The following is an 18828-nucleotide window of genomic DNA, read 5'->3' on the forward strand; positions in this document are numbered from 1 at the left end:
CAATACCTGCCGCGTGTATGCGAGCATCAGAACAATCTCTCCAGCACCTGCGGCGTATACGGCCGCAATTCATCGAATCTCTGCTCGCGCACCTTGCGCGCCCATTCATGGTCGGCGAGCAGCGCTCGCCCGACCGCGACCAGATCGAACTCGCCTGCTTCGAGCCGTTCGAGCAAGCTGTCGATGTTCGCAACTTCGGCCTGCTGATTGAGTGCTCGGTCCCCGCGAGTGACCAACTCTTTAGACAGCCCCACACTGCCAACAGTCATCGCCGGTTTCCCAGTGAGCCGCTTGGCCCACCCCGCCAGATTGAGCGTCGAGCCAGCGAACTCCGGTTCCCAATAGCGCCGCTGCGAGCAATCGAACGCGTCGACGCCAGCCGAAGCCAACACCTGCAACAACTCACCCAGCTCTTCCGGCGTGCGCGCCAGCTTCGCGGCGTAGTCCTGCTCTTTCCACTGAGAGATACGGAACATGAGCGGGAAATCAGCGCCAACCTCGCGGCGAATGGCCTGCAACGTCTCAACCGCAAACCGCGTACGGCCCTCCAGATCACCGCCATACTCATCGTCACGCCGGTTGATCGGCTCCCAAAAGAACTGATCAAACAGATAACCGTGCGCACCATGAATCGCCACGCCATCGAATCCCAACTCGCGCGCAGCCAGCGCCGCACGGGCAAACGCTTCAGTCACACCTCGAATCTCTTCCTGACTGGCCGGCGGTGCCACCGCACGCTTGTCCGGCAGAAACAGCCCCGACGGACTCACACTCGGCAAATGTTTGTTCGGATACTCCTGCGATGGCCGCCTGGAGACACCGACGTGCCAGAGCTGCGGCATGATCCTGCCGCCAACCTCATGCACCTCCTCCACCACTCGGCGCCACGCAGGCAGAGCGTCGCCATGAAACTGAGGCACGCGCACCGAATAGGACGCGACCGGATGATCCACCGTCGTCCCTTCAGTGATGATGAGTCCGCAATCGTTAGCCGCACGCCGCCGGTAATAAGCCGCGACATCGGCGCCCGGCACGCCTTCCGGTGAATGCCAACGAGTCATGGGCGCCATGACGACGCGATTCGGCAGTCGCAGTCCGTTCAGCGTGAACGGTTGAAACAGCGCGTCGACCGGCCGGCTCATCACCAGCGCCCCGTCACTCGCACCGGCCGATCTCCCCAGGCAATGTCGATGGCTTGCGAGATCACATCGCGGGTCTGCGCCGGCTCGATCACATCATCGAGCGACAGATGCGCGGCGGCTTCCCAAGGCTCCGACTCGGTCACCCATTCTTGAATCAGTTGTGCCGCAAGCTCGGCTGCCGCCGCCTCGCCCTGCTCCCTCGCCACTTGATCCAAGCGGCGTCGATATACCGTCTGCACGCCGGCCTCCGGCGCCATGAATCCCATCTCGGCCGTCGGCCACGCGAATTGAAAACTGGGATGGGTCGGTCGTCCGCCCATCGCGAAATGACCGCCGCCGTAGGCTTTGCGAATCACGACACCGATCTTCGGCACCTTGGCATCGGCAATGCGCGACACCAGCTTCTCGTACGCATGCAGGATGCCGTTGCGCTCGGCTTCCGTACCGATCAACAAGCCAGGCACATCGTGCAGAAACACCAGCGGCAGGTTGAACGTGTCGCACAGATGCACGAAATCGTGTTCCTTACGCAGCGCATGCGGATCGAGCGCGCCGGCACCGATCAACGGCTGATTCGCCACGATGCCCACCGGGTGACCATCGATGCGCGCCAACGAACAAATCAAACTCGGCCCCCACTCCGCGCCCCACGGCAGAATGCTGGCCTCGTCGGCAATGGCCTCGATCACCTGATTCATGTCGTACGCGGACTTCGAGCCGGTCGGCACGATCGTTGTGAGATCGCCAGGCGGGCGTGCCGGTGCGCGGGCCGGTGCAACCGGCGCGGGCAACGACGCATTCGCGGGCAAGAAGGAAAGAAAGGCGGCGATCGCATCCATCGCCTCGCGCTCGTTATCGACCGCGAGCAATGCATTGCCAACGATGAGCGCCGCGGCCGGCCCACCGAGCTCCTGATCGGTGACTTCCTGAGCAATCGCCGCTGAGACCACCGACGGCCCGGACAGCGCGACCGAGCCGGTCTTCACCATCACCACGAAATGCGCCGTCGATGCATGCAACGCCGAGTCGCCGTACGACGGCCCGAGAATCGCCGCCGCTCTGGGCACCGGCGCCTGGCCTTCAGGCGATTTCACAAACGTCTTGAAATCGAGCGGCAGATGGCTGAAGCGCCAGCCCATCACATCGGGAATGCGCCCGCCGTCGGCATCACACAGCAGTACCAGCGGAAAGCCGAATCGTTGCGCCATCTCGATCAGCCGGCCCTGCTTGCGCATGCTGGTGGGCGCCGTCGTTCCGGCGAGCACGCTCGAATCGATGCCAACCACCCCGACCCGCCGGCCATCGAGCCGTGCAAAGCCGGTGACGACCGCGTCGCCCGGCACATGCCGTTCGGTGCGTCGTTCCGGCAGGCCGAGGGCGCCGATCTCAAACCACGATCCGTGGTCGACCAGCATCGCGACCCGCTCACGGACCGGCAGCCGGCCCGACGCCCGATGCCGCCGCAAGCCCTCTTCCCCACCCATTTCCCGCGCGCGCTGTTGTCGGGCGCGCAAATCGTCGACTTTCGCCTGCATGCCGCCCGATTCGGGGCGATTCACGCTGTTATCTGACCTGTTCATGGAGGTGGACGCTAACCGCAGGCCCGCAAAAGGAGGGCCTATCGTTCGATAGGTGCCCCTCCCAGGCCCGGATCGCAGGCTGTGCTCCAGCATGGCGGACCATTGTCCGCCGGCATGCGAACAGGGGATACGATGAGCTGCCCGATCACCATGCGATCGCTGGAGAACGCCGACCCGTTTCCGGCTTACGAGACGCTGCGCGCGCAGGGCCCGGTGGTTTGGGACGAGTCGCTCAAGGGCTGGCTGGTGCTGGACTTCGAGCTGTGCCGGCACGTCGAATTCAACGAAGCCAGCCAGTTCCGGAACATGTACGCCGACGCCGACCCGCTCATCGTGGAGCTGAAAGGCGGCGCCGCCAACATCACGGTATCGCAAGGCGAGCAGCACTCGCGCATGCGCCGCTTTCACCAGACCCTGCTGTCGCCCAAGGCGTTGCAGTCCTATCGCGACCAGATCGTCACCCCCATCATTCAGGCCATGCTCGAGCGCGTGCTCGCCAAGGGCGGCTCGGCCGATCTCGCCGCCGACTTCGGCGATGAAATTCCGCCGCGAGTCATCTGCGCCCTGCTCGGCATGCCGTGGCAGGACGAAGGACTGATTCGCAAGACGCTCGAGCTCAATGAAGAAATCATGAAATGGATCGGGCGCGGCTACTACGACGAAGCCAGCGTGCGCGACGCCCGTGCCGCCTCCGCCGCCATCAACGAGATCCTGCTGCCCTTCATTCGCGAGCGTCGGGAACGGCCCCAGGACGATTTCATCAGCCGCGTGTGGCGCGAAGCTCCGCACGAATACGGCGAGCTTTCCGAAAGCGATGCGCTCGCCATTTGTCGCGAGCTGTATCTCGGCGGCGCCGACACCACCGTCCACGGCATCGCAAACTCGCTGTACTTGCTGTTGTGGAATCCGGAGATGCGCGCGGCCGTCGAGCGGGATCGCGAACAGATCGCCGGTGTGATCGAGGAAGCGCAACGTCTCTTCGGCTCACCGCAATGGCGCTATCGCCGCGCCAATCAGGACTGCGAGCTCGGTGGCGTCGAGGTGAAGAAGGATCAGATGATCGTGCTGCTGCATGGAGCCGCGAATCGCGATCCCAAACGCTTTGGCGAATGCCCTGCCGCGCCGGACCTGGCGCGGCCAAGACTGCGCGATCACCTCACATTCAACTACGGCCCGCGCAGCTGCGTGGGCATGGGGCTGGCGCGCATCGAAATGAAAGACGCGCTGAATGGCGTGCTCGATCGCCTGCCCAATGTCCGCCCCGATCCGAACGCCGAGCCGCCGCGCTTCGCCAATCTATTCATGCGCTCGTTCCGTCCCTTGCACGTGCGCTTCGACAGCTGAGATCTCGAATGAACAAGTTCGTGGCGCTGATGCGCCGTTACGTTTACGACTACACCAATCGCCACGACTTCGCGGTCTGCGACGAGATCATGGTGCCCGGCTACACCCTGCACATGGGCACCTATGACTTGACTGGACGCGACACTCATTACAAGCCCGCCACCCACAAACAATTCCAGCAATTTCCGGGACTGAGCCTGACGGTCAACGAGATCGTCACCAATGGTTCGCGCTTGAGCCTGCGCTTCTCGGAGCACGGCGCATCGATGCGTCACAACGGTGCGCTCGCTTCGTGGGCCGGTATCGGCTTGTACAAATGGGACGGTGAACGATTGACCGAGAACTATGTCGAACAGGACTACTACTCGCGACGCGAACAGCTCGCGAGCGGTCAACCGAAGCCGGTCGAGTCGCCCGCGCTCGCGCCTTGGGATACGACACCGCAGCCGGAGAATCGCGAGGCGGAGAACCTGGTTCGAAAAGTGTTGAGCAATGGTGATCTCACGGCAACACCGGGCATCGAGTTCGACGACGCGTGGACGGGCGCGCCACTGCAGAAAGTGTTGCAACCTGACGGCGCTGTAATCGACGACCTGTTCTCGGCGGGCGACAAAGTTGCGTTTCGTATCACTCAGTCGGGCCGACTGCTGGCGGATTTCGCGCCGGCCGAGCAGGTGGGCACGCCTGCGTTCCTGCACATGACCGGCATCGTCACGGTGCGCGACGGGCGGATCGTCGGCGGTCGCGTGATTCGAGACCGACTCGGATTGTATCGAAGGCTTCATGCCAGCCAGCACTGAGGCTATGATGTCCAAAACACGGATCCGGGGGGAGCCGTTGTGGGAATTATTCGAACGCGGCTGACGCCGCCGACCGAGCCCGCCAGTCTGATCGCCAGGCCGCGGCTGTTGAAACGGCTCGACGAGATCGAGCACACCGGCCTCACTGTCGTGCTGGCGCCCGCGGGTTATGGCAAGACGACACTGCTGGCGCAGTGGTATCGCACGCTGGTCTCGTCGGGTCGCGCATGCGGCTGGCTCACCGCCGATCCTTCCGATGGCGATACGGTCGGCATGCTCACGTACATCGCGGCCGCGCTGTCCGACGCTGGCGTGTCGCTCGAGCCGCGCCTCGAACGCATCCTGCGTACCGATGTCTTTCCGTCGAGCGAATTCCTGACGAACGTGATCATCGAGGCGCTGGAGCGCAACGGCGGCACCGTCTATCTGTTCATCGACGATGCTCATCTGCTCGCGCCCGAACCCATTCATGCGCTGGGCCGCCTGATCGAACAGGCGCCGCCGACGACCTGTTTCATCACCGCGTCGCGTTCGCTGCCCGATCTGCATCTGGCCCGTGCCCGGGCGCGAGGCCACTTGCATGAAGTGCAGGCCGAGGATCTGAAGTTCACGCCCGACGAAACGCGGCACTTCATCACCGAAGGCGATCATTCGCCGCTCGATGAACAGGACTTGTCGACGTTGCAACTGCGCACCGAGGGCTGGATCGCCGGTCTCAAACTCGCCACGCTCGCGCTACGTCGAGGCACCGCGCCGAAGGAATTGCTCGCCACGTTCAGCGGCAGCAATCGCTCGGTTTCGGATTTCTTCGCCGAAGAAGTGTTCTCGTCGCAGCCCGAATCAGTACGCGAGTTCCTGCTCAAGACCTCGGTGCTGGATCGCTTTTGTCCCGCGCTATGCGAAGCGGTGACCGGTCAGCCCGATGCGCGCCGTCAGCTGTATGAAATCGAGGAACGAGGGTTGTTCCTGTTGCAGCTGGACCAGGAACGCCACTGGCATCGCTATCATCATCTGTTCGCGACGTTCCTGCAGCGCCGTCTGCATGAGTACGACGCGCTGGCGCATCGCGATCTGCATCTGCGTGCGAGCGACTGGTTCTGGGAAACCGGCTCGCCGGTCGATGCGATCGAGCACGCGCTCAAAGCCGAAGCACCGGAGCGCGCGGCCGAGCTGCTGGAGCGACGCTGCCAGGAACTCACATACGTCGGCAAGATCCGACTGGTCGCCAAATTCGCGGCGCAGATTCCGCAGGCGATCCTGCACCGATATCCCGGCGTACTGCTGACCGTGGCTTGGCGCCAGACGCGCGCCCTGCACTTCGAAGAAGCCGACGAGTTGATTCGCATCGCTGGCGAGCGCCTGGACCAGATGGCTGCCGCGAACGAAGTGCCGCCCGCAGAGCTGCGCCGTCTGCGCTATCTGCATTTGCATCGTGAGATGGTGCTCACCGCCGCGCGCGATCGCATGGCCGACGTGGAACGTCGCTGCCAGCATCTGCTCGATGAGTATCCGGAAGAACAGCATCCGTACCTCAAGGGCACGATTTACGGTCATCTGCTGGCCGCCCGGCGCGATCAGTTCAAGCTGTCGGACTACGAGAAGCTGTTCGCGACCTCGCAAGGTTTTTTGAAACGCTCGGTCTACAGCTTCGCGGCCGTGGGTTTGCAGGCCGGCATCGGTCCCTTTCAATTTCTGGCCGGCAAGACCGCGGCCGCGCGCGCATTGCTGGAACAGGGCCGGGATGAAGGCGTTCGCTATAGCGGCCGCCATTCCTCGGCGACCGCTGTTTGCTCGCTGCCGCTGGCTCAGCTCGTGTACGAAAACAACGAAGTCGATCTGGCGGCGGAACTCGTCGATGAGGCCATGCCATCAGCGGTGGGTTACGGATTCGTCGATCAACTGGTCTCCGCGTTCGTCACTCGCACGCGCGTCCTGCATGCTCGGAACGACATCTCCGGCGCTTTCCAGATATTGGACGATGGCATGACCATCGCCGTCGAGCGCGACTTGGAGCGATTGAAGCTGGCGTTGCTGGCCGAGCGGGTCCGGCTGTTGATCGAGACCGGACAGCCCGACGAAGCCACGCGTCACGCCGCACTTCATGGAATTTCCGTGACGGATCGCGCTCCGACGCCGGGCGATGCCGTGACCACCCGCGATGAATATCGCGCCATCATCTGGGTGCGCGTGGCCTGCGCGACCGATCATCTGTTCGAAGCGACGACGGTGGCCCGCCAGTGGCGCAGCTTCTGTGCGGCCCGTGGCGCGACGCTGTCCTTGGTCCGTTGGGACATTCTGCTCGCTTGCATCCATTTCACCAGCGGCAACAAGCTCGCCGCTCAACGCGCGCTGCGCGAAGCACTGACGCACGGTGCGAACGTGCGCTGCGTTCGGAGCTTCCTCGACGAGGGTGCGATCATGCGCACTTTGCTCGAAACGGTTGAGCCGTCCGAGTCGACCCATCCCACCGACGCGTTCGCCGATGAGTTGCGGAGCCTGTTCGACGGCGGCGATCATCGTCCGCAACGCGCGCCGGATGACGCTACGACCGATGAAGGCCTGTACGGTCGTTTCAGTCAGCGCGAACGGGAGATTCTGAGCCTGGTTGCCTCAGGCCTGCGCAACAAGGAGGTCGCGGAGCGTCTCGGCATGACCGAGGGCACCATCAAGTGGTACCTGCAACAGGTCTACGACAAGATCGGTACGCGTCGTCGGCAGCGCGCGGTGGAACGAGCGCGGCAATTCGGGTTGATCGCCTCGTGAGATCTCAACGAGCCGCCGCGTAAACGCAGCGGCCGGTCGCCAATAACTTGCCCGCCGCGCTGTGGACTCGGACGTCCACCGTGACGATCCTCGACCCGGCTCGCAGCATCTCGGCCGTGATCATGAAATCGCCCTCGATGGCGTTGGCGTGAAAGTCGACGCGCATGTCGATGGTCGGGCCGCTCTGCCCTTTCGCCGCCAGGATGACCGCAAACGCACTGACATCGATCACGCAGGCGAAGATGCCTCCGTGCGTCATCCCCTTCCCACCTTCGAGCTCGGCGCGCCAGGGCATGCGCAACTGTGCACGTTGCGGTGAGGCTTCCACCGCCCGGATGCCCAGCCAGCGATTGAACGACGCCGAGGCCAGGCGCTCGTTGATCGCCTCCAGAGTCAGGACTGATTCGCTCATGATTCGGATTAAACAGCAATCCTGCCGCGGGCGGGAGCGCTATCTTTCGATAGGTGATGGGCCCCCACCGCCGCCTCGACACTGCAACCCTCGAAACTACGCAGGTCGGGAACAGCGTGTTGAACTTCGAACTATCGGAAGAACATCTGGGCTTCCGCGACATGGTCCGTAAATGGGTGGACAAGGAAGTGCCCAAGAGCTGGGCACGCAAGCTGGAGCAGGACGAACATAGTTATCCGTTCGAGCTCTGGGACAAGTTCACCGAAGCCGGCTTCCACGGCATCGGCATCGACGAACGCTACGGCGGCCAGGGCGGCGACCTGTACATGCAAATGATCCTGGCCCGCGAGCTGGCGCGCTCGCTCGGCGGCCTGGCCTGGATCTGGGGCATCACCTCCTTCGCCGGCGGCAAATCCATCGGCGTCTACGGCACGCCCGCGCAGAAAGAGAAATTCCTGCCACAGATCACCGCCGGCAAGCTGCGCGCCGCGATCGCTTTCACCGAACCTGGTGGCGGCACCGACGTGCTCGGCGCGCTGCGTACCGAAGGCGTGCGTGGCGACGGCGGTTGGATCATCAACGGCGAAAAGATCTGGAGCTCCTCGGCTCATGTCGCCGACTATCTGCTGCTGCTCGCCCGCACCGATCGCAATGTGAGCAAGCGCCATCACGGCGTGAGCCTGTTCTGGATTCCCACCAAATCCCCGGGCGTGAAGATCACATCGCTGCCCAAGCTCGGCATGCGCTCGATGGGCTCGTGCACCGTCCATCTGCAAGATGTATTCGTTCCCGACGAGCTGGTGCTGGGCGAACCCGGCAACGCCTGGTACATGCTGCTGCCGACGCTCAACAACGAACGCATCATGGTCTCCGCCTTCTGTCTCGGCGTGCTCGATGGCGTGATGGAGGATGCTCTCGACTACGTCAAGCAACGCAAGGCGTTCGGCAAGTTCATCGGCGAATTCCAGGCCTTGCAGCACTACATCGCGGACATCGCCATGTGGCGCCAGCAGGTCGAGCTGATGATGCTTCATTGCGCCTGGCTGCAGACCAACGGTCGCAATGCTCACATGGAGTCGAGCATGCTGAAGGTGACTGCTTCCGAATATGCGAATCGAGCTGCCGACCTCGGCATCCAGATTCTCGGCGGCATGGGCTACTCGGCGGAGACCGACATGCAGCGTTACTGGCGCGACTCACGGCTGTGGCGCATCGGCCCGATCACCAACGAGATGGCTCGCAACGTGATCGCCGAAGGCCTCGGCCTGCCGCGCTCGTTCTGACATGAGCGGCGAACAACCGCCGGCCGTTGCTGGTACACGCCTGCCCGGCGGCGAATATCGGATCACGGCCGAAGAGAACCGCACTCTGTGCGAAGCACTTCATACGCAGCCAGCGAGCGACGGTCGCGCGCACGAGATCTATTCGTACATCGCCACGCAATCGGGTATGGGCCTGAGCGTCGACGGACTGCTGGCGATCTGTGAGTTCGACGCCGCGGACGGCCCGATGCTCGGCAGCAGCAACGCTCGCTATCTCGGCGCGCTGCGGACCGATGAAACTTATCGAGTGAGCGGCGAGATCCTCAGCCTCAATCGCAAGCAAAGCAAAAAGCTCGGCATCATGGATGTGCTCGAGTACCGGCTCACGATGACGCGCGCTTCCGGAGACCCTGTGTTGGAAGTGATCAATATCTGGATCCTGCCCCGGCGGGCACTCTCATGATCTCGCTCGGCGACGCCCTGCCCGCGTGGCGCATCGAAGCCGTCAGCCCCGAGAATATGCGACGGCTGGCCGAGACGCTACGCGATCCCAATCCTATTCATCTCGATCCCGCGGCGGTGGCCAAACTCGGTCTCGGCGATCGAGTGATCAATCAAGGCCCGGCGAACCTCGCGTACATCATCAATATGCTTCATGCCGCGTTTCCTGGAGCACAGTTGCTCCAGCTGGACGCCCGCTTCCTCGCGAATGTCTTCGGCGGCGACGCTGTCGAGGCCGGTGGACGGGTCACTGCAATCGCCGACGATGGCACACGCATCAGTTGCGACACCTGGCTCAACGTCGACGGACGCGGCCCCGCAGTCAGTGCTCAGGCACAGCTGCTCCTTGGAGCGAGCAAATGAAAGCGTTGATGCTGACCAAGACCGAAGGACCTGGCTCGGTCGAACTGCAGGATATCGATCAACCGACGCCGGCGCCCGGCGAAGTGCGGGTCGCGCTTCGAGCGGCGTCGCTGAACTATCGTGAGCTGTGGATCAGTCGCGGCCAATATCCCGGGATGAAGTTGCCTTCCGGCCTCGGCGCGGATGGCGCGGGCGTCATCGATGCCGTCGGTGCTGGCGTCGATTCGACACATGTCGGCCGCGAAGTCGTGCTCTACCCTGGCCAGGGCTGGGGCGACAATCCGAAATATCCCAGCAAGCATTTCGCGCTCTACGGCATGCCGCTCCCCGGGACGCTCGCCCAATGTATCTGTGTGCCGCTGGAGAACGTGCTGGATAAGCCGGCGTCGCTGAGCTTCGAAGAAGCGGCTTGTTTACCCACTGCGGGACTGACTGCGTGGCGCGCGTTGCGGGTGAAGGCCAATCTGATCTCCGGCGAGACGGTGCTCATCACCGGTATCGGCGGCGGTGTCGCCGTCGCGGCTTGCGTGTTCGCGGTCGCCATGGGCGGCAAGGTGTTTGTAACGAGCAGCGCCGAGGAGAAGATTCGTCGAGCTGAACAGCTCGGCGCAGCAGGCGGTGTCGTCTACAAACAGGATAAGTGGGGCAAGGCGCTCGGCAAGCTCGCGGGCGGCATCGATGTCGTCGTCGACGGCGCAGCCGCCAGCTCACTGTCACAATACGTTCGCTGCCTGAACATGGGCGCGCGTGTCGTGATCTACGGCTCGACCGGCGGTGTCGACGCTCAATTCTCCACGCCCGATCTGTTCCTGCGTCATGCGACGATCCTTGGCACCGCCATGGGCACGCCGACGGATTTCAGAGAAATGATCGCGTTCGTCGCACACCATCGGCTGCGCCCGATCATCGATAAACGCTTCCCGCTGGCACAGACACGAGACGCATTGCTCGCACTCGAAAGCAGTCACGACATGGGCAAGATCGTCGTCAGCATGTCATGAGCGCTCTATTCGACATCCGCGGCAAAACCGTTCTCATCACCGGCGGCGTGCACGGCCTGGGCCGCATGATCGCCGAGGGCATGCTACGGGCCGGCGCGAAAGTGTATGTCACCTCTCGCAAAGCCGACGCGGCAGCTGCCGCCGAATCCGAGCTGCGACAGCTCGGCGACTGCGTCGCCCTCACCGCCGATCTGGTGAACGCCGAAGCCACCGTCGCACTCGCCAATGAAATCAAATCGCGCGAGCCTCGCCTGCATGCCGTCATCAACAATGCCGGCAAGACCTGGGGCGCGCCGCTGGACCACTTTCCCGACAAAGCCTGGAATCCGATCTTCGCGGTGAACGTGCAGGGGCCGTTCACGCTCGTGCGTGAGTTGCTGCCGATTCTGGCAGCGGCCGGCTCCGAGGAAGATCCGTCGCGAGTGATCAACATCGGCTCGCTCGCGGGCGCCGTGGTCGAACGCATCGACGCGTTCTCTTACTCAGCCAGCAAGGCGGCGATCCATCATCTATCCCGAGTGCTCGCGGCGGAGCTGGCGGAACGTCACATCACTGTGAACGTCGTCGTGCCCGGCTACTTCCCCACGCAGATGACGGCGCACATTCGCAGCGACGAGGATCAAACCCACGAGCTGCTGGAGCGCATTCCCCTCGCTCGCCTCGGCCATGCGGACGACATCGCGGGCCTGTGCATTTTCTTGTGCTCGCGTGCCGGCCGATACATGACCGGCGCCGAGCTCTACGTCGACGGCGGCATGAGCGGTTGTCGCTGAGGAGATCCGATGGCGCAACGCTTGCCCGCCTCGCTGGACGACATCACGGCCGAGTGGCTGAGCGCCGCGCTCGCCTCTCGCTATCCGGGTGTCAAAGTCAACTCTGTATTCTTCGGCACGCAGATCGCCGGCACTGGCATGAAAGTCCGGCTGCTGCTCGATTACAACGCTGCCGGTCACGCAGCCCGGCTGCCCGCCACGATGTGGATCAAAGGCGCGCTGCATGAGTACGCCAGGAACATTCGCGCTGCGTTTCAGCGTGAAGTGCTGTTCTATCGCGAGGTCGCGCCGCTCGGCATCGTTCGCAGCCCCAAGGCCTACTTCGCCGAGAGTGACGAAGAAGCCGGTCAGGGCATCGTGCTCATGGAGGACCTATTGGCGAGCCACGCATCGTTCGGCGATCCCGTGCACCCTGCCCCGCCCGAGCTGGTCGCGAGCACGCTGCGCATGGAGGCACAACTGCACGCGCGCTGGTGGCAAAGCCCCGACTTGAAACAATTCGGTGAACGTGGCGGCTCGCTGCGAACCGACGGCGTGATCGATCGACTCATGGCGCCAGTGAGCTGGAACGCCGCCATGTCGATGCCACGATCGCGCGGCATCCCGCAGGCACTACGCGATGGTCCGCGTGTGCACGATGCGATCCACAAGATGCTCGCGATGAACGATCGACTGCCGGAGTGTTTGCTTCACGGCGATCCGCATCTCGGCAACATGTACTTCCCGGTCGAAGGCGGCATTGGATTCCTGGACTGGCAGCGAATGATGCGCGGTCCCTGGATCTGGGATGTGGCGTACACGCTGTGCGGCTTCCTCAGCGTTGCCGATCGACGCCGTCACGAACGCGAGTTACTTGCCAACTATCTGGACGAGCTCCGCAAGGCCGGTGGCGACGCGCCGGGCTTCGAAATCGCCTGGCAGTTGTATCAAGCTCAGCTGTTCTACGGCATGGTCTGGTCGGTGGTGCCACCGGGCACGCAGCCCGAAGACGCCATCGAGAGTGTTTGCACGCGCTTTGCCGTAGCGATTGCCGACCACGACGCGTTTCAGGCGCTCTAGTCTCCATGAACCATTCAACCAGGCGCGGCGGCCCTCTCAGCGGCGTCCGCATCATCGAAGTTGCCGGTCTTGGCCCCGGTCCTTTCTGCGGCATGATGCTCGCGGACATGGGCGCCGACGTGCTCACCATCGAACGCAGCACTGCCAACGATACGCGCCAGGAGCCGCTGACTCGAAATCGCACTCGCCTCGCGCTCGATTTGAAGAACCCTTCGGATCGTGAAGTGTTGTTGGAATTGGTCGAGCACGCCGAGGTGCTGTTCGAAGGCTATCGCCCGGGCGTGGCCGAGCGGTTGGGCTTCGGACCGGACGTTTGCTTGAAGCGCAATCCCAAGCTCGTCTACGGGCGCATGACCGGCTGGGGACAAACCGGTCCGTTGGCCAACGCCGCCGGCCACGACATCAACTACATCGCCCTGACCGGTGCCTTGCATGGAATCGGGCGCAATGGCGAGAAGCCGGTGCCGCCGCTCAACCTGGTTGGCGATTTCGGCGGCGGTGGCATGATGCTGGCATTCGGCATCGTCTGCGCGCTGCTGGAAGCGCGACGCTCCGGACAGGGGCAAGTCGTCGACGCCGCCATGGTCGACGGCGCCATCGCGCTCATGGCCATGAGCATCGGCTTCAAAGCGGGCGGCACTCATCCCGATGGCGTCGGCAGCAGCATCTTGTCGGGCGCTGCCCACTACTACGACACATACGAAACCAGCGACGGCAAGTACATCAGCATCGGCTCGCTCGAGCCACAGTTCTTCGCGTTGCTCATGCAGAAGCTGGAGCTGACGGATAGCGATATGGCGCGGACCGGCATGACCAGTGCCCAAGGCTTCGATGCGAATGTCTGGAAGACGATGAAGCCGCGCGTGGCGGAGATCTTCCGCAAGCGGACGCGCGATGAATGGTGTGCGCTACTCGAAGGCACGGATGTTTGCTTCGCGCCCGTGCTGTCCTTGTCCGAGGCGCCCTTTCATCCGCACAACCAGGCGCGTCAGGCGTTCGTTGATGTCGCCGGTCAATTGCAGAACGCGCCCGCGCCTCGCTTCAGCGGAACGCCGACCGATCACCCGCGACACGCTCAGCAGGGATCGCAAGCCCTCGGAGCGTTAGGTGAACGCTGGGCGCTGCCTTCGTCGGCCATCGACAGGCTGGTCGGCGCCAGCCGGCTCTAGAGCACGAGCATGAGCCTGAAAGGCAAAACGCTATTCATCACCGGCGCCAGTCGCGGCATCGGCCTCGCCATCGGTCTGCGCGCGGCTCGGGACGGCGCGAATATAGTGATCGCAGCCAAGACGTCGCAGCCCCATCCGAAGCTCGCAGGCACGATCCACAGCGCGGCCGAGCAGATCGAAGCGGCCGGCGGTCGAGCGTTGCCCGTCGTTGTTGACGTGCGCGATGAAGCATCGGTGCGAGCCGCTATCGATGCGGCGGTAGACCGCTTCGGTGGCATCGATATCTGCGTCAACAATGCGTCGGCGATCAGTCTGACCGGCACACTCGAAACCGACATGAAACGTTACGACCTGATGCATCAGGTCAACGCACGTGGCACTTTCCTGGTCTCGCGCTTGTGCATCCCTCACTTGCGGGCAGCGGTGAATCCGCATGTATTGGCGCTGTGCCCGCCTCTCGACCTGCGCCCTGAATGGTTTGCCGCGCATCCGGCTTACACCGCATCGAAGTACGGCATGAGCCTTTACATGATGGCAATGGCTGCGGAATTTCGTGACGAAGGGATCGCGTTCAACGGGCTGTGGCCGCGCACGACGATTGCAACGGCAGCGGTAAAGTTCGCTCCGGGCGGCGCGGAGTTGATGGATCGCTCGCGCACACCGGAGATTCTGGCCGATGCGGCCCATGCGATTTTCTGCCGCCCGGCGCAGTCGGCCACCGGACAGTTTTATCTGGACGACGAAGTTCTGTATGCCGAGGGCATCACCGACTTCAGCGGGTATTCACGCAATACCGCTGCGGAGCTGGCCGTCGACCTGTTCGTCGACCCCGCCGCGCCGGCGCCGCCAGGCGTCCGCGTCGGTATGCCGTAATGATCGAGCAAATGATCTCAGCCGACGAGCGCCCGCAACTCCCGAATCGTTGCGAGCAGTTCTTCCGGCGGATCCGGAATGAAGCCGGCAATGCTGGTCAGCATACCAATCTTCAGGAACGTGGCGAGCTTCTGCTCCGGCAGCCGGCCGTTCATGGCATCGTCGATGATGGAATATTCGGCGTTGGCAATCAGCGTGTGCAGGAAATACAGCTCGGTCTTGCCGATGCGGTTGCGCTCCCCGGCGACCAGATGGTCCAGGAACGGCGTGACGTGCGAGATCGCGATGTCTCTGAGAATCCCGTAGATGCCGCTGTCCAGGCTCGACGAGAAATACACCGGCGCCAGCTGTCGCGAGTATTCCCGTTTACGCTTGATGATCCGGGTCAGCCGGTCGATACGGCTCAGAATCTCCTCGATGCTCTGCGGACCGGTGCCCGCGCCCTCGGCGGCGATGGATTCGTAAAAGAACTCCTTGATCGCCGTGCCGATCATGGCCTCACGATTGTCGAAGTGCAGATACAACGTGCGCAAGGCGACGTTGGCGCGCTCGCTGACATTCCTGATCGTCGCCGCGCCGATGCCGCTCTCCTCCACGATCGCCAGCGTGGCGGCGATGATGCGGGCGCGCCGCTCCACCATCGCTTTGGATTGATAGGTTCGAGGCACCTTGCGGGCCACACTGCCTCGGCTTTTCTTGGTTTTTTTCACGACGGACTCCGGCATACGGATCGACTCAGCTCGAAAGTTCAGAGGACCGCATCATGAAAGCAGCGATCGACCGAAGACTGGCGGTGGTGACCGGCGGCTGTGGCGGCATGGGCATCGCATGCGCCCGCGAATTCGGCAGGTCGCACGATCTGCTGCTCACCGACATTTCAGCGGACCGACTCGCGCAGACGCAGTCACAACTCCGCGAGGAAGGATACATCGTACGCGACTGCGTGGCAGGGGACCTGGCTGACGCCGACGTGGTCGGCAAGCTCATGCAAGCCGTCGATTCACACGGTCGTCTCGGTGTGCTCCTCCATACCGCGGGCGTATCGTCCGGCATGGCCGAATGGCACCGCATTCTGCGCACGAATGTGATTGGAACGCGGCTGCTGCTCGGGGCGATCGAGTCGCGCCTGTCGATGGGCTGTGTGGGCGTGCTCATCGCTTCTGTCGCAGGCCATCTCGCTCCGGCCGATCGCGAGGTCGATACCCTGCTCGCATCGGACACGCCGCCGGAAGAACTGCTCAGCAAGATGGAGCGGCATCTGCAACGGCTCGCAGCGGCACAGGGACAAAACGGCTCGTTCGTATATTCCGGCCTGAGCGGCCCCGCATATGGAGTATCGAAGCGGGCGACGATCCGCGAGGCCGCGCTACGTTCCGCGGCCTGGGCGGAAAAAGGCGCCCGCATCGTCTCGATCTCTCCAGGCATCATCTGGACTCCGATGGGTCGCTACGAGGTCGAGCACGGACAGGCCGCGAGCATCGTGCTCGAGCAGACGGCATTGCGTCGCTGGGGCACGTCGATGGATATCGCGCGGGCAGCTCGATTTCTGGCGTCAGAGGATGCGTCCTTCATCACCGGCACTGACCTGCGCATCGACGGCGGCATGGTTCCCGTTCGCCTCGGCGAAGGCTATTGAGTCTACTCGCTTTGCTGCTTCTGAAGCACTCGCGCGGAAGAAATTACGTAGGCCCGGATCGATTCGACCTGCTCGGCCGTCAAGCTGCCGGCAAATGAAATCATGCCGCGCGATTCGAGCGCGCCGTTCAGAACGACATTTGCAAAAGACGCCTGATGGCCCGTCATCGGCGAGCGTCGCAGGTCGGGCAGGATGCCCGTCGACAGCAGCGAAGCGCCGTGGCAACGGCTGCAATAGCTGGAATATAAGCCCCGCCCTTCATCGATGCGTGGCTGCGGCCACTGCTCGGCCGTCGGTGTCGCGGGTGGCAGCGGCACCGGCGTGTACGCAGGCAAACGCACGCCACCCTTGAGTTTGAAAGCAAGCACACGACCATTGGGCGCGGCAAACGCGGGCTTCAGTGCGGGCAGCGCCAACGGCACCGCGCCTCCATAACCAGCCATCACGGCGATGTACTGCTCACCGCCAACACGATACGTCACTGGCCCACCAATCACGCCGGTCTGCACGTCGTAATGCCAGAGCCGCTCACCGTTGCTCGCGCGAAATGCCTGGAGCTGCTTGTCGGCCGTGCCCTGGAATACGAGATCGCCCGCGGTCGCGAGGACACCGCCATTCCACGGGCCGGTATGTTCGACGTGCCAGGCTTCCTTCTGCGCAACCGGATCCCACGCGATCAGACGACCTTTCAACATCGTCGCAATCGTCGCGCGCTGTGCGAGATCGTCGGGTGCGCCGAGCAGGCTGAAATCGATGCCCGTGTTGAGCGTTTTCGGACGCGCCTCGAAAGCGGGATCGTCGCGGTAGGCCATCGGCAGTTCCTGTGCAGGAATATATGCAAGCCCGGTCGCGGGACTGAAGGCCATCGGCTGCCAGTTGTGCGCGCCCGCTCCGCCCGGCTGCGCAACGAACGTCGCGTTCTCATAACGAGCTTCGGGCACTTCCTGCGGCCGGCCCGTCTCCAGATCGATGCCCGTGGCCCAGGTCACCGGCACGAAGTTGCGCGCCGATAACAATTTGCCGCTCTCGCGATCGATGACATAGAAAAATCCATTCTTCGGTGCCTGCAACAGCACCTTCCGCTTGCGACCTTCGATGACCAGGTCGGTGAGTGTGATCGATTGATTGGCGTTGTAGTCCCAGGTCTCGCCGGGATTGACCTGGTAGTGCCACAGATATTCGCCGGTGCTCGGCCGCAGGGCGATGATCGAACACAGAAATAAATTGTCGCCTTTGCCTTCGGAGCGGATACGACGGTTCCAAGGCAAACCGTTGCCTGTGCCGACGTATAGCTGATCGAGCTCCTGGTCGTAAACGATCGAGTCCCACGCGGTACCACCGCCGCCGTACTCGTGCCACTTGCCGAACCACGTCGGCAGCGCCTTTTCGGCCAGCACCTTATCGGACACTGCGCCATCGGGACCTTTCGCCGGATCGCCGGGCACGGTATAGAAACGCCACGCGAGCCTGCCTGTCTCAGCGTCGTATGCACTCACATAACCGCGCACTTGATAAATGTCCGCGCCGCCATTGCCGATGATGACCTTGCCCTTCACTACGCGGGGCGCGCCGGTAATCGTGTAGGAGGCCTTCGGATCGGTGGTCTCGACGGACCACACCACTTTGCCCGTGCTGGCATCGAGTGCGACGAGCCGGCCGTCGAGCGTGCCAACGTAGACCTTGCCTCGATAGACCGCGACGCCTCGATTCACCACGTCGCAACAGGCTTTGATCGCCGTGGCGCCGGGCACCTGCGGATCGTAGGTCCACAGCGCCTTGCCGCTCGCCGCATCGAGCGCGACCACTTTGCTCCATGCAGTCGACGTGTACATCACGCCGTCGACGACGATGGGTGTGGCTTCCTGGCCGCGATTGGTGTCGAGATCGTGGAACCACGCCAGTTCGAGCTGCGCGACGTTGCCAGCGTTGATCTGCTCGAGCGAGCTGAACCGCTGTTCGTTATAGGTTCGTCCATAACTCAGCCAGTCATCCGCATTCGACTCCGCACTCATCAGGCGCGCATCGTCGACGTTTGCAACTGTTCTGGGCGCGGATGCGGATGGAGCCTTTTGCTGCTGGCACGCGCCGAGCAGTGTCACGACGATGAGCGCCGCGCAGCTTCTTGTGATGTTCATGATGAATCTTCCGGA

At 63.2% G+C, this 18828-nt stretch carries 17 protein-coding genes; 12 read left to right on the forward strand and 5 right to left on the reverse strand.

Annotated features, from left to right (window positions below; genetic code table 11):
- Positions 1-26 precede the first annotated feature (26 nt).
- The gene (locus EKO19_RS01440; protein ID WP_129774633.1) at positions 27-1142 is read right to left on the reverse strand and encodes an NADH:flavin oxidoreductase; all 1116 of its coding nucleotides are present in this window, start codon (positions 1140-1142) and stop codon (positions 27-29) included.
- Positions 1142-2722 (reverse strand): acyl-CoA carboxylase subunit beta, encoded by a 1581-nt coding sequence (locus EKO19_RS01445; RefSeq protein ID WP_157995058.1) that lies wholly within the window; start codon positions 2720-2722, stop codon positions 1142-1144. The genes EKO19_RS01440 and EKO19_RS01445 overlap by 1 nt, the downstream gene beginning before the upstream one ends.
- 132 nt (positions 2723-2854) lie before the next feature.
- Between EKO19_RS01445 and EKO19_RS01450 the strand changes: the two genes are divergently transcribed.
- The 3 genes from EKO19_RS01450 to EKO19_RS01460 are packed head-to-tail and all read left to right on the forward strand — an operon-like array spanning position 2855 to position 7629.
- Positions 2855-4066 carry a cytochrome P450 gene (locus tag EKO19_RS01450; RefSeq protein WP_157995059.1) on the forward strand — a complete coding sequence of 404 codons (1212 nt, stop codon included), beginning with the start codon at positions 2855-2857 and terminating at the stop codon, positions 4064-4066.
- Between the two features lie 8 nt (positions 4067-4074).
- Positions 4075-4866, forward strand: coding sequence for a nuclear transport factor 2 family protein (locus tag EKO19_RS01455; protein ID WP_129774636.1), 792 nt, complete (start codon positions 4075-4077; stop codon positions 4864-4866).
- Positions 4867-4905: 39 nt separating this feature from the next.
- The gene (locus EKO19_RS01460) at positions 4906-7629 is read left to right on the forward strand and encodes a LuxR C-terminal-related transcriptional regulator (protein ID WP_129774637.1); all 2724 of its coding nucleotides are present in this window, start codon (positions 4906-4908) and stop codon (positions 7627-7629) included.
- 4 nt (positions 7630-7633) lie between these two features.
- Here EKO19_RS01460 and EKO19_RS01465 read toward each other — a convergent pair whose 3' ends face one another.
- Complete coding sequence (locus EKO19_RS01465) at positions 7634-8041, reverse strand: PaaI family thioesterase (RefSeq protein WP_129774638.1); 408 nt, start codon at positions 8039-8041, stop codon at positions 7634-7636.
- A 119-nt stretch (positions 8042-8160) separates the two neighbouring features.
- On the opposite strand from EKO19_RS01465, the gene EKO19_RS01470 reads away from it, so the two are divergent.
- From EKO19_RS01470 to EKO19_RS01505, 8 genes are read left to right on the forward strand one after another with little or no spacing between them, the layout of a single operon-like run.
- Positions 8161-9324: an acyl-CoA dehydrogenase family protein gene (locus EKO19_RS01470; RefSeq protein WP_129775948.1), complete on the forward strand. Its 1164-nt coding sequence runs from the start codon at positions 8161-8163 to the stop codon at positions 9322-9324.
- Position 9325: 1 nt separating this feature from the next.
- On the forward strand, positions 9326-9766 hold the full coding sequence (locus EKO19_RS01475; protein WP_129774639.1) for a hypothetical protein: 441 nt from the start codon (positions 9326-9328) through the stop codon (positions 9764-9766).
- The gene (locus EKO19_RS01480; RefSeq protein ID WP_129774640.1) at positions 9763-10167 is read left to right on the forward strand and encodes a MaoC family dehydratase; all 405 of its coding nucleotides are present in this window, start codon (positions 9763-9765) and stop codon (positions 10165-10167) included. Before EKO19_RS01475 ends, EKO19_RS01480 begins: the two co-directional genes overlap by 4 nt.
- Positions 10164-11168, forward strand: coding sequence for a zinc-binding dehydrogenase (locus tag EKO19_RS01485; RefSeq protein ID WP_129774641.1), 1005 nt, complete (start codon positions 10164-10166; stop codon positions 11166-11168). The genes EKO19_RS01480 and EKO19_RS01485 overlap by 4 nt, the downstream gene beginning before the upstream one ends.
- Entirely contained in the window at positions 11165-11941 is a 777-nt protein-coding gene (locus EKO19_RS01490; protein ID WP_129774642.1) for an SDR family oxidoreductase, read from the forward strand. Before EKO19_RS01485 ends, EKO19_RS01490 begins: the two co-directional genes overlap by 4 nt.
- Before the next feature lie 9 nt (positions 11942-11950).
- Positions 11951-13000 (forward strand): aminoglycoside phosphotransferase family protein, encoded by a 1050-nt coding sequence (locus EKO19_RS01495; RefSeq protein WP_129774643.1) that lies wholly within the window; start codon positions 11951-11953, stop codon positions 12998-13000.
- Positions 13001-13005: 5 nt separating this feature from the next.
- The gene (locus EKO19_RS01500) at positions 13006-14169 is read left to right on the forward strand and encodes a CaiB/BaiF CoA transferase family protein (protein WP_129774644.1); all 1164 of its coding nucleotides are present in this window, start codon (positions 13006-13008) and stop codon (positions 14167-14169) included.
- Between the two features lie 9 nt (positions 14170-14178).
- Positions 14179-15042: an SDR family oxidoreductase gene (locus EKO19_RS01505; RefSeq protein ID WP_129774645.1), complete on the forward strand. Its 864-nt coding sequence runs from the start codon at positions 14179-14181 to the stop codon at positions 15040-15042.
- Positions 15043-15059: 17 nt separating this feature from the next.
- Here the strand turns inward: EKO19_RS01505 and EKO19_RS01510 are convergent, their stop codons facing one another.
- Entirely contained in the window at positions 15060-15752 is a 693-nt protein-coding gene (locus tag EKO19_RS01510) for a TetR/AcrR family transcriptional regulator (protein ID WP_157995060.1), read from the reverse strand.
- Between the two features lie 53 nt (positions 15753-15805).
- Here EKO19_RS01510 and EKO19_RS01515 point away from each other — a divergent pair, with 53 nt between their 5' ends.
- Positions 15806-16678: an SDR family oxidoreductase gene (locus EKO19_RS01515; protein WP_129774647.1), complete on the forward strand. Its 873-nt coding sequence runs from the start codon at positions 15806-15808 to the stop codon at positions 16676-16678.
- A gap of 2 nt (positions 16679-16680) precedes the next feature.
- Here EKO19_RS01515 and EKO19_RS01520 read toward each other — a convergent pair whose 3' ends face one another.
- Positions 16681-18813: a PQQ-dependent dehydrogenase, methanol/ethanol family gene (locus EKO19_RS01520; protein WP_129774648.1), complete on the reverse strand. Its 2133-nt coding sequence runs from the start codon at positions 18811-18813 to the stop codon at positions 16681-16683.
- Between the last annotated feature and the right edge of the window lie 15 nt (positions 18814-18828).

The sequence above is a fragment of the Peristeroidobacter soli genome, assembly GCF_004138485.1.
Lineage (GTDB): Bacteria > Pseudomonadota > Gammaproteobacteria > Steroidobacterales > Steroidobacteraceae > Steroidobacter > Steroidobacter soli.